The sequence below is a fragment of the Salmonella sp. 5800 genome (assembly GCF_046558195.1).
Lineage (GTDB): Bacteria > Pseudomonadota > Gammaproteobacteria > Enterobacterales > Enterobacteriaceae > Salmonella > Salmonella enterica.
The window spans coordinates 113,256-125,588 of the sequence record NZ_JBGDOX010000004.1 but is presented as its reverse complement, the minus strand read 5'-3'; the positions used below and the strand labels follow the sequence as shown (position 1 = coordinate 125,588).

Below are 12,333 nucleotides of genomic sequence, written 5' to 3'. Positions count from 1 at the left end.
TTCTATAGAAACAATGAATGTTTTAATTATAACCATATATTAATGGCTATTGGCAATGCTCGCAATATGATGAGTTAGCTGTATAAATAACAGGTTAACTATTTATATTATATAAATTATTAACAAGGATATTTTATATGCACAAAAATGGAAAATTTATCCCCCTGCTTGCTTTGGGATTCACATTCTTTTTATCTGGTTGTGACTACTTTGCAGATAAACACCTTGTTGAAGAGCTGAAAAAACAACAAAAAGAACAAGAAACAAAGATAAACCTGTTAGAAAAACAACAAAAAGAACAAGAAGCAAAGATGAATTTGCTAGAAAAACAACAAGCTACGGTTATCAACACGACTCAAAAGATCGCCGAAGTCGTTGGCCGCGTTGAACGCAAACAACGGCTATTCGACTATACAGAACTGGACCCATCACAAACGCACTATTTTATTATTAACAACGGCAATATCGGATTAGCCGGGCGTATTCTATCTATTGAGCCAATAGATAATGGAAGTGTTATTCATCTTGATTTAGTTAACTTACTCAGCATTCCCGTATCAAACCTTGCGTTTAATATGACATGGGGTACGAAAAAACCTTCCGAGGCAAAAGATCTGCCTCGATGGCGACAACTCCTGCTCAACACAAAAATGGATTCGACAATCGAACTCTTACCGGGAGCATGGACAAACGTCACGCTAACATTAAAAGGCGTATCGCCCAATAATCTTAAGTATCTAAAAATAGGTATTAACATGGAGAATGTCATATTCGACAGCATACAGCCTATTAATGATACGAAAAAGAAGCCAAAAAAATAATAGCCATTGATACAATTATTTTAGAAAAGGAAAGCACTTATTCATGAACAGAATATTTAGAGTCCTCTGGAATGCCGCTACGGGAACATTTGTTGTCACCAGCGAAACCGCAAAAAGCCGCGGCAAAAAAAGCGGCCGCAGAAAGCTGGCGGTTTCCGCACTCATCAGTCTTAGCAGCATTATGGTTTCTGCGGACGCACTGGCCAATGCCGGGAACGATACTGGCGACGGCGTTACTCCAACGGGTACCCAGACTGGAGGAAAAGGGTGGATTGCAATTGGTACCGATGCCACAGCCAATACTTACACCAACGTTGATGGCGCAAGCGCCGCAATGGGTTATAAAGCCTCCGCGATGGGGAAATGGAGTACCGCCATTGGTTCATACAGCCAGTCCACCGGCGACTCTTCGTTAGCGCTTGGCGTAAAATCGGTTTCTGCTGGTGACCGGGCCATTGCAATGGGCGCCTCATCCTCAGCCAGTGGAAGTTATTCAATGGCAATGGGCGTGTATGCCAATTCGAGCGGCGCAAAATCAGTTGCGTTAGGTTATAAATCTGTCGCGAGCGGAGCAACTTCCTCTGCATTAGGTTATCAAGCCACTGCGAGCGGCGACGACAGCGCTGCATTTGGTAATGGCGCAAAAGCGATAGGCACCAACTCAGTTGCCCTTGGCTCGGGCTCTATCGCCCAGGAAGACAATTCCGTCGCCGTGGGTAACAGCACCACTCAGCGGCAGATCACCTACGTTGCTAAAGGCGACATCAATTCCACCAGTACCGATGCCGTTACAGGTGCGCAAATTTATTCTTTAAGTCAATCCGTCGCCGACCGACTCGGCGGAGGGGCTTCCGTTAATAGTGATGGTACAGTGAATGCGCCCCTCTACGAGGTAGGCACAGGCATCTACAATAACGTAGGCAGTGCATTAAGCGCACTTAACACTTCTATCACTAACACAGAGGCCTCTGTCGCAGGATTAGCCGAAGACGCGCTGCTGTGGGATGACAGCACCAGCGCCTTTAGCGCTAGCCACACGGGAAACGCCAGCAAAATCACCAATCTGACGGCGGGTACCCTGGCTGCGGACAGCACCGACGCCGTTAACGGCTCTCAGTTGTTTGATACGAATGAAAAAGTAGATCAGAACACTGCTGATATCGCCACCAATACCGACAGCATCAACCAAAACACTGCCGATATTACCGCTAATACCGACAGCATTAACCAGAACACAACCGATATCGCCGCCAATACGACCAGCATCAATCAGAACACCACTGATATCGCCGCCAACACCACCAATATCAACAGCCTGAGCGACTCCGTCACCACGCTCACCGACGATGCCCTGCTTTGGGATGCAGCCTCTGGCGCATTCAGCGCTAAGCACAACGGAAGCGACAGTAAAATCACCAATCTGGCGGCGGGTACCCTGGCCGCTGACAGCACCGACGCCGTTAACGGCTCTCAGCTATTTGCCACCAACGAAAATGTGTCTCAGAACACAACCGATATCGCCGCTAATACGACCAGCATCACTCAGAACACCACTGATATCGCCACCAACACCACCAGTATCAACAGTCTGAGCGACTCCGTCACCACGCTCACCGATGATGCCCTGCTTTGGGATGCGACCTCTGGCGCATTCAGCGCTAACCACAACGGAAGCGACAGCAAAATCACCAATCTGGCGGCGGGTACCCTGGCTTCGGACAGCACCGACGCCGTTAACGGCTCACAATTGTTTGCCACCAATGAAAATGTGTCTCAGAACACCACTGATATCGCTGCCAATACAACCAGCATCAATCAGAACACCACTGATATCGCCACCAACACCACCAGCATCAACAACCTGAACAATTCCGTCACCACGCTCACTGACGATGCCCTGTTGTGGGATGCAGTCTCTGGCGCATTCAACGCTAACCGCAACGGAAGCGCCAGTAAAATCATCAATGTCGCCGCCGGGGACCTTTCTGAGGACAGTACAGACGCGGTAAACGGCTCCCAGTTGTATGAAACCAACCAGAGGGTGGATCAAAACACCTCTGCTATCGCAGATATTAATACGTCCATCACCAATCTTAGCTCTGACAACCTGAGCTGGAATGAGACAACGAGTTCGTTCTCTGCCAGCCACGGAAGTAGTACGACAAACAAAATCACCAACGTTGCTGCCGGAGAGCTGTCTGAAGAAAGTACCGACGCCGTTAACGGATCGCAGCTGTTCGAAACCAATGAAAAAGTGGATCAGAACACGACCGATATCGCCGCCAATACCACTAACATCACTCAGAACAGCAGCGCGATTGAGAACCTGAATACTTCTGTCTCCGACATTAATACGTCCATTACCGGCCTCACTGATAACGCTCTGTTATGGGACGAAGACATCGGCGCTTTCAGCGCAAACCACGGTGGAAGCACCAGTAAAATAACCAATGTCGCCGCCGGGGCGCTTTCTGAGGACAGTACAGACGCGGTAAACGGCTCACAGTTGTATGAAACCAACCAGAAGGTGGATCAAAACACCTCTGCTATCGCGGATATCAATACGTCCATCACCAATCTTGGTACCGATGCACTGAGCTGGGATGACGAAGAGGGTGCGTTCAGCGCCAGCCACGGTACCAGCGGCACCAATAAGATAACCAATGTAGCAGCAGGTGAAATCGCCAGTGACAGTACTGACGCCGTTAATGGCTCTCAGCTTTATGAAACTAACATGCTGATTTCTCAGTATAATGAATCTATTAGCCAACTAGCCGGCGATACCAGCGAAACCTATATCACGGAAAATGGTACCGGCGTGAAATACATCCGTACGAATGATAACGGGCTTGAAGGCCAGGATGCATACGCAACGGGTAACGGCGCAACGGCAGTAGGTTACGACGCCGTCGCCTCTGGCGCTGGCAGTCTGGCTCTTGGCCAAAACAGCAGCAGTAGCATTGATGGCAGTATCGCTTTGGGCAGTGGCTCCACCTCCAACCGCGCGATTTCATCAGGTATACAAACAACGAGCGTAACAAGCGATGGCGTTGTCATTGGCTACAATACAACAGACAGAAAGTTGCTGGGCGCGTTGTCATTGGGGACGGATGGAGAAAGCTATCGTCAAATTACCAACGTTGCTGACGGCTCTGAAGCGCAAGATGCGGTAACAGTTCGTCAGTTACAAAATGCCATTGGTGCGGTCACTACTACACCGACCAAGTACTACCACGCAAACTCAACGGAAGAAGATTCACTGGCTGTCGGAACTGACTCACTGGCAATGGGTGCGAAGACCATCGTCAATGCTGATGCAGGTATTGGTATTGGTCTGAATACACTGGTGATGGCTGATGCCATCAACGGTATTGCTATCGGTTCTAACGCACGCGCCTACCATGCAAACAGTATTGCAATGGGTAATGGTTCTCAGACCACTCGCGGCGCACAGACTGACTACACCGCCTACAACATGGACACACCGCAGAACTCTGTCGGTGAGTTCTCTGTCGGCAGTGAAGACGGCCAACGTCAGATCACTAACGTCGCGGCGGGTTCGGCAGATACCGATGCCGTTAACGTTGGTCAATTGAAAGTCACCGACAGCCGTGTTGCCGCGAATACCGAAAGCATCAATAACCTGAACACGCAGGTGAGTAGTCTTGATACTCGCGTCACCAATATTGAAAACGGTATTGGCGATATCGTCACTACCGGTAGCACCAAGTACTTCAAGACCAACACCGATGGCGTAGATGCAAATGCCCAGGGTGCGGACAGCGTCGCGATTGGCTCTGGCTCTATTGCTGCCGCTGAAAACAGCGTGGCGTTAGGCACAAATTCCGTCGCAGATGAAGCTAATACTGTGTCTGTCGGCTCTTCTACTCAACAACGCCGTATTACCAACGTTGCCGCAGGGGTGAACAACACTGACGCGGTTAATGTGGCGCAACTGAAAGCCTCAGAAGCAGGCTCCGTGCGTTATGAAACCAATGCAGATGGCTCGGTTAACTATAGCGTGCTCAACCTGGGAGACGGGAGTGGCGGTACCACTCGGATCGGCAATGTTTCAGCGGCGGTGAATGATACGGATGCGGTTAACTATGCGCAATTGAAACGCAGCGTCGAAGAAGCAAACACCTATACCGACCAAAAAATGGGTGAAATGAACAGCAAAATCAAAGGAGTAGAAAACAAGATGAGCGGCGGTATCGCTTCAGCGATGGCGATGGCCGGTCTGCCACAAGCCTACGCCCCGGGCGCCAACATGACCTCGATTGCCGGCGGTACGTTTAATGGTGAAAGTGCCGTCGCCATTGGTGTCTCCATGGTAAGTGAAAGCGGGGGCTGGGTGTATAAATTGCAAGGAACCAGCAACAGCCAGGGCGATTACTCTGCGGCCATTGGCGCGGGCTTCCAGTGGTAATGAAGTAACAACACTCCCGACATCAAAGGCAATGGCATAATGCCATTGCCTTTTCACTTCCCTTTGCTGTCCTCTCCCCTCAATTGGCCCTACCAATTTTAGCCCGTTACCACAGCCTACTCACATTTCACTAAATTAACTCTACAATACCGTTGCCAATAAATAACATCTGGTTAACTATTTGTTGTCATTATCCATACACAACAATATTGGCAGGACCACTTTTACACATAATGTGACCCCAACGAGATGAGCAAAGATTCATCCCATTATGCGTGTGGTTCTCAGGAGACCTGCAATGAACCTCTGGCAACAAAACTATGACCCGGCGGGTAATATCTGGCTTTCCAGCCTGATCGCATCGCTCCCAATCCTGTTCTTCTTTTTCGCCCTGATTAAACTCAAGCTGAAAGGCTACGTTGCCGCTTCGTGGACGGTGGTTATCGCGCTCGCCGTCGCGCTGCTGTTCTATAAAATGCCGGTCGATCACGCGCTGGCATCGGTCGTGTATGGCTTCTTCTACGGGCTATGGCCGATTGCCTGGATAATCATCGCCGCGGTCTTCGTCTATAAAATTTCGGTCAAGACCGGGCAGTTTGACATTATTCGCTCATCAATTCTGTCGATTACCCCCGACCAACGTCTGCAAATGCTGATTGTCGGCTTCTGCTTCGGCGCGTTCCTTGAAGGCGCGGCGGGTTTCGGCGCGCCGGTGGCGATAACCGCCGCGCTGCTGGTGGGTCTGGGCTTTAATCCGCTGTATGCGGCAGGGCTGTGCCTGATTGTAAACACCGCGCCTGTCGCCTTTGGCGCGATGGGGATCCCGATTCTGGTTGCCGGACAGGTCACGGGCCTGGACAGCTTTGAAATCGGTCAGATGGTCGGTCGTCAGCTACCGTTCCTGACCATTATCGTGCTGTTCTGGATTATGGCGATTATGGACGGCTGGCGCGGCGTGAAAGAAACCTGGCCTGCGGTGATGGTCGCTGGCGGCTCGTTTGCTATCGCCCAGTATCTCAGCTCCAACTTTATCGGGCCGGAACTGCCGGACATCATCTCTTCACTGGTGTCTCTGGTGTGTCTGACGCTGTTCCTCAAACACTGGCAGCCGGTACGCATCTTCCGCTTCGGCGATATGGGCGCGTCACAGGTCGATCAGACGCTGGCCCGTACCCGCTATACGACAGGACAAATTGTTCGCGCCTGGTCGCCGTTCCTGTTCCTGACCGCCACGGTCACTCTCTGGAGCATACCGCCGTTCAAAGCGCTGTTTGCCCCCGGCGGCGCGCTGTATGACTGGGTAATTAACGTTCCGGTACCGTATCTCGATAAACTGGTCGCCCGTATGCCGCCGGTTGTACACGAAGCGACCGCTTACGCGGCGGTGTATAAATTTGACTGGTTCTCCGCCACCGGCACGGCGATCCTGTTTGCCGCGCTGTTGTCTATCGTCTGGCTGAAAATGAAACCCTCAGCCGCAATCCAGACCTTTGGCAGCACGCTGAAAGAGCTGGCGTTGCCGATTTACTCCATCGGCATGGTGCTGGCGTTCGCGTTTATCTCGAACTATTCCGGGCTTTCCTCCACGCTGGCGTTAGCGCTGGCGCACACCGGCAGCGCCTTCACGTTCTTCTCGCCGTTCCTCGGCTGGCTGGGCGTCTTCCTGACCGGCTCGGATACCTCATCTAACGCGCTGTTTGCCTCTCTACAGGCTACCGCGGCGCAGCAAATCGGCGTCTCTGATGTGCTGATGGTGGCGGCGAATACCACTGGAGGCGTAACCGGGAAGATGATCTCGCCGCAGTCTATCGCCATCGCCTGCGCGGCGGTGGGACTGGTAGGAAAAGAGTCCGATCTGTTCCGTTTTACTGTCAAACACAGCCTGATCTTCACCTGTATGGTGGGCGTGATCACTACGCTTCAGGCCTATGTTTTAACCTGGATGATTCCGTGATTGTGATGCCAAAACGCCTGTCAGACGAGATTGCCTCTCGCGTGCGGGCGCTGATTGAAGAACAAAACCTGGAAGCGGGCATGAAATTGCCCGCCGAGCGCCAGTTGGCTCTACAGCTTGGCGTATCACGCAACTCTTTACGCGAAGCGCTGGCGAAGCTGGTCAGCGAAGGCGTGCTGGTGAGTCGTCGCGGCGGCGGGACATTTGTCCGCTGGCAGCACGAAACCTGGTCTGAACAGAATATCGTGCAACCGCTGAAAATGCTGATGGCGAACGATCCGGACTACAGTTTCGACATTCTGGAAGCCCGCCACGCCATTGAAGCCAGTACGGCCTGGCACGCCGCCATGCGTGCCACCGCTGCCGACAAAGAGAAAATCAGACTCTGCTTTGATGCGACGCTCAGCGAAGACCCGGATCTCGCCTCCCAGGCCGACGTGCGCTTTCATCTGGCGATCGCGGAAGCCTCGCACAATGTGGTGCTGTTGCAAACCATGCGCGGTTTCTTCGACGTCCTGCAATCCTCCGTCAAACAGAGTCGCCAGCGTATGTATCTCGTTCCGCCCGTATTCTCAAAGCTGACGGAACAACACCAGGCAGTGATGGACGCCATTCTGGACGGTAACGCCGAGGGCGCGCGTAAAGCGATGATGGCGCACCTCAGTTTTGTCCACACCACAATTAAACGATTTGATGAAGACCAGGCCCGCCAGGCGCGTATTACCCGCCTGCCCGGCGACCATAATGAGATGACCAGGGAGAATAAATCATGATTATTTCAGCAGCCAGCGATTATCGCGCCGCAGCTCAGCGCACGTTGCCTCCTTTCCTCTTCCACTACATCGACGGCGGCGCGTATGCGGAATATACCCTGCGCCGAAATGTGGAAGACCTGTCGCAAGTCGCTCTGCGCCAGCGTGTGCTGAAAAATATGTCCGATTTAAGCCTGGAAACGACCCTGTTTAACGAAACGTTGTCGATGCCGGTGGCATTAGCGCCGGTAGGCCTGTGCGGCATGTACGCCCGTCGCGGCGAAGTACAGGCCGCCGCCGCCGCAGACGCAAAGGGCATTCCGTTCACCCTTTCCACCGTCTCCGTCTGTCCGATTGAAGAAGTTGCACCAACCATTAAGCGCCCGATGTGGTTCCAGCTTTATGTGCTGCGTGACCGGGGCTTTATGCGCAACGCGCTGGAACGAGCAAAAGCGGCGGGCTGCTCCACGCTGGTCTTTACCGTGGATATGCCGACGCCGGGCGCGCGCTACCGTGACGCCCACTCCGGGATGAGCGGTCCAAACGCGGCCATGCGCCGTTACTGGCAGGCGGTGATGCACCCTAAATGGGCGTGGGATGTCGGCCTGAACGGTCGCCCGCATGATTTAGGCAATATTTCCGCCTATCTGGGTAAACCGACCGGCCTTGAGGACTATATCGGCTGGCTGGCAAATAACTTCGATCCGTCCATCTCCTGGAAAGATCTGGAGTGGATACGCGAATTCTGGGACGGCCCAATGGTGATCAAAGGGATCCTCGATCCAGAAGATGCCCGCGATGCGGTACGTTTCGGCGCTGACGGTATCGTGGTGTCGAATCACGGCGGCCGCCAGCTCGATGGCGTGCTCTCTTCCGCCCGCGCCCTGCCCGCCATTGCCGATGCGGTGAAAGGCGATATCGCCATTCTGGCGGATAGCGGGATTCGTAACGGGCTGGATGTCGTGCGTATGATTGCGTTGGGGGCCGATACCGTACTGCTGGGTCGGGCCTATCTCTACGCGCTGGCGACGGCAGGAAAAGCGGGTGTCGCCAATCTGCTGGACCTGATCGAGAAAGAGATGAAAGTCGCCATGACCCTGACCGGCGCGAAATCCATTAGCGAAATCAGTGGCGATTCACTGGTGCAGGAACTGGGGAAAAGTTTGCCCGCCGCGCTGGCGCCAATGAGCAAAGGCGATGCCGCCTGAACGCCTGGCGCGTGAGAGCCCGGTAAATTTCTGCTATTCTGCCCCCCGCATTTAAGGGGGCATCATGCTTAACATCGTACTCTTCGAACCAGAAATCCCGCCGAATACCGGCAACATCATTCGTCTTTGCGCCAATACCGGCTTTCGTCTGCACATCATCGAACCGATGGGGTTTACCTGGGATGATAAGCGCTTACGCCGCGCAGGGCTGGACTATCACGAATTCGCCGCGGTTCAGCGCCATCACGATTATGCCGCCTTTGTCGCCGCCGAAAACCCGCAGCGCCTGTTTGCGTTGACGACAAAGGGCACGCCCGCCCATAGCGCCGTAAGCTATCAGGATGGCGATTATTTGATGTTTGGCCCGGAAACGCGCGGCCTGCCCGCCAGCATTCTCGATGCGTTGCCTAAAGAGCAGAAGATTCGCATTCCGATGATGCCGGATAGCCGTAGCATGAACCTGTCGAATGCGGTGTCGGTGGTGGTGTATGAAGCGTGGCGCCAGTTAGGATATCCCGGCGCGGTATTGCGGTCGTAATATATTCAATGCCGGATGGCGGCTAACGCCTGATCCGGCCAGGCCGATCCCGATGGCATGTTCCCGTTTATGCGGACTCTCGCTCAATCAAATGAAAGCCAATATCCACAATAGCTTCTGCGCACGGTTTCTGTTCAATACGATCGGCCAACAGCGTAGCGGCGCGCTGGCCAATGGCGCGTCTGTCAACGCTTACGGTAGTAATTGACGGTCGATTGCTGGCGGCAAAATCAAGGTCGCCAAAACCAATAACCGCTAAATCATGCGGAATGCGCAAACCACGGCTTTCCGCCTCCATCATCGCCCCCTGTGCCAGGGTATCAGAACTGCAAACAATGACATCAAACGTCCCTTCGTCAAAAAGCTGGCTTAAACCGCTGCGCCCCAGCGAAAGCGATGCCGGAAGGGGGACATCTACCTGCGGTACGGCATGAATAGCGTGGCGTTGAAGAACACTACATAACCCCTGCTTACGTTGCGCGGCTCGGCGATCGGCGGTCCACAACAAGCCGGGGCGACGATAGCCCTTACTCAGAAGATACTCCCCCGTCGCCTGCCCGACTTTTTCATGGGAAAAACCGACCAGCATATCAAGCGGCGTGGGCGTTAAGTCCCAAATTTCCACCACCGGAATAGCCGCGTTCAGGATGACCTTTTTCAGTTCTATCGTGTGATGGATCCCGGTAAGCACCACGCCATCGGGGCGGCGGGAAAGCAGTGTCGCCACCAATTCCGCTTCCGTTTGTTCGGTATATCCCGCCACGCACAGCAATATGTGATATCCGCGTCGGGCCAGTTCATCGCTCAGCGACTGGATGGTATCGACAAACATGTTGTTGTTAATTTGCGGCACGACGACAGCGATTAATTTACTCCGTCGCGACGCCAGACCACCGGCTAACGCGTTGGGTATGTAGCCTGTGACGCGAACCGCCTGCATGACTTTCTCAACCGTTTTGGGGCGAACCAGTTGTGGCGAATTCAATGCCCGGCTGACTGTCATCGGAGACAGCCCGGCGCTACGTGCTACATCTTCCAGCGTCGGCGCACGAGGTGATTTGGTTCTCTTCACGTCTGATGCCCCTGCAAAGATTGGCTGATTTATCCGCGCATTATTCATCATGCCTGCGGCTATTGCCAGCTTCGCATCAGGAAAGGCCGTAAATACAGTAGCTTATCAAGCTCAGTCATTACAAAATGATAGCGCCATCATTTTGTATTATGCATTTCCCCAGATATTTTTGGATCGTGATCCATTTTGCAATAAATCCTGCTTTTTATACGACATATGTGATCAAATGTTCAAATCAACATCAACTTTCTGGATCCTGCGTTCGCTTAATAATAAAAATGTTAGCGCAATCATTTTGTGATTATCAGGAGAAAAAAATGGCTTTAAGCGCGAATTCCGACGCCGTAACGTATGCAAAAGCGGCGAATACCAGAACCGCGGCAGAAACCGGCGATCGTATCGAATGGGTGAAGCTATCACTGGCTTTTCTACCGCTGGCGACGCCAGTGAGTGACGCGAAGGTACTGACCGGGCGCCAGAAACCTTTGACCGAAGTGGCAATCATCATTGCCGAAATCCGCAGTCGCGACGGCTTTGAGGGCGTTGGTTTTAGCTACTCCAAACGTGCTGGCGGCCAGGGTATTTATGCTCACGCCAAAGAGATAGCCGATAATCTACTGGGCGAAGATCCCAATGATATCGACAAAATATACACCAAGCTGCTGTGGGCCGGAGCCTCAGTGGGGCGTAGCGGGATGGCGGTACAGGCTATCTCCCCTATCGATATCGCCTTATGGGATATGAAGGCTAAACGTGCCGGTCTGCCACTGGCAAAACTGTTGGGCGCGCACCGCGACTCCGTTCAGTGTTACAACACCTCAGGGGGGTTCTTGCATACACCGCTCGATCAAGTGCTGAAAAATGTGGTGATTTCCCGCGAAAATGGCATTGGCGGTATTAAGTTGAAAGTCGGACAACCCAACTGCGCTGAGGATATTCGCCGCTTAACCGCAGTACGTGAAGCGCTTGGGGATGAGTTCCCGTTAATGGTTGACGCTAACCAGCAGTGGGATCGCGAAACGGCTATCCGCATGGGGCGTAAAATGGAACAGTTCAATCTTATCTGGATTGAAGAACCATTAGATGCTTACGACATTGAAGGCCACGCCCAGCTTGCTGCCGCGCTGGATACGCCTATCGCCACCGGGGAAATGCTGACCAGTTTCCGGGAACACGAGCAGTTGATTCTGGGCAATGCCAGCGATTTCGTTCAGCCAGATGCGCCGCGTGTCGGCGGTATCTCTCCGTTCCTGAAGATTATGGATCTGGCGGCGAAACACGGGCGTAAGCTGGCGCCGCACTTTGCGATGGAAGTACACCTGCACCTTTCCGCAGCGTATCCCCTGGAGCCGTGGCTGGAACATTTCGAGTGGCTGAACCCATTATTCAACGAGCAACTTGAGCTGCGCGATGGCCGCATGTGGATTTCCGATCGTCATGGTCTGGGTTTCACGCTCAGTGAACAAGCGCGCCGCTGGACACAATTAACCTGTGAATTTGGCAAACGCCCTTAACCCGACTGGCGGGAATCCGTCCCGCCTCTCTTACCTTACAGGATG

At 53.1% G+C, this 12,333-nt stretch carries 8 protein-coding genes; 7 read left to right on the top strand and 1 reads right to left on the bottom strand.

Annotation, left to right across the window (positions count from 1 at the left end; genetic code table 11):
- Positions 1-137 precede the first annotated feature (137 nt).
- The 6 genes from ACLJZ5_RS09945 to trmL all read left to right on the top strand — a co-directional run bounded on the left by ACLJZ5_RS09945 (position 138) and on the right by trmL (position 9,702).
- Positions 138-821, top strand: a complete 684-nt coding sequence (locus ACLJZ5_RS09945; RefSeq protein ID WP_024797492.1) for a DUF3251 domain-containing protein — start codon at positions 138-140, stop codon at positions 819-821.
- Positions 822-864: 43 nt separating this feature from the next.
- Positions 865-5,250: a trimeric autotransporter adhesin SadA gene (gene sadA / locus ACLJZ5_RS09940; protein WP_024797493.1), complete on the top strand. Its 4,386-nt coding sequence runs from the start codon at positions 865-867 to the stop codon at positions 5,248-5,250.
- Positions 5,251-5,548: 298 nt separating this feature from the next.
- Positions 5,549-7,204, top strand: a complete 1,656-nt coding sequence (gene lldP, locus ACLJZ5_RS09935; protein ID WP_024797494.1) for an L-lactate permease — start codon at positions 5,549-5,551, stop codon at positions 7,202-7,204.
- Positions 7,201-7,977 (top strand): transcriptional regulator LldR, encoded by a 777-nt coding sequence (gene lldR / locus ACLJZ5_RS09930; protein ID WP_000636696.1) that lies wholly within the window; start codon positions 7,201-7,203, stop codon positions 7,975-7,977. Before lldP ends, lldR begins: the two co-directional genes overlap by 4 nt.
- Entirely contained in the window at positions 7,974-9,164 is a 1,191-nt protein-coding gene (lldD, locus tag ACLJZ5_RS09925) for a quinone-dependent L-lactate dehydrogenase (RefSeq protein ID WP_000586988.1), read from the top strand. The genes lldR and lldD overlap by 4 nt, the downstream gene beginning before the upstream one ends.
- Before the next feature lie 64 nt (positions 9,165-9,228).
- Positions 9,229-9,702, top strand: coding sequence for a tRNA (uridine(34)/cytosine(34)/5-carboxymethylaminomethyluridine(34)-2'-O)-methyltransferase TrmL (gene trmL / locus ACLJZ5_RS09920; protein ID WP_000932335.1), 474 nt, complete (start codon positions 9,229-9,231; stop codon positions 9,700-9,702).
- 67 nt (positions 9,703-9,769) lie between these two features.
- On the opposite strand, the gene ACLJZ5_RS09915 is transcribed toward trmL, so the two are convergent.
- Complete coding sequence (locus ACLJZ5_RS09915) at positions 9,770-10,774, bottom strand: LacI family DNA-binding transcriptional regulator (RefSeq protein WP_001537635.1); 1,005 nt, start codon at positions 10,772-10,774, stop codon at positions 9,770-9,772.
- A 317-nt stretch (positions 10,775-11,091) separates the two neighbouring features.
- Here ACLJZ5_RS09915 and ACLJZ5_RS09910 point away from each other — a divergent pair, with 317 nt between their 5' ends.
- Complete coding sequence (locus ACLJZ5_RS09910) at positions 11,092-12,288, top strand: L-talarate/galactarate dehydratase (RefSeq protein ID WP_001218249.1); 1,197 nt, start codon at positions 11,092-11,094, stop codon at positions 12,286-12,288.
- The last annotated feature ends 45 nt before the right edge of the window (positions 12,289-12,333 follow it).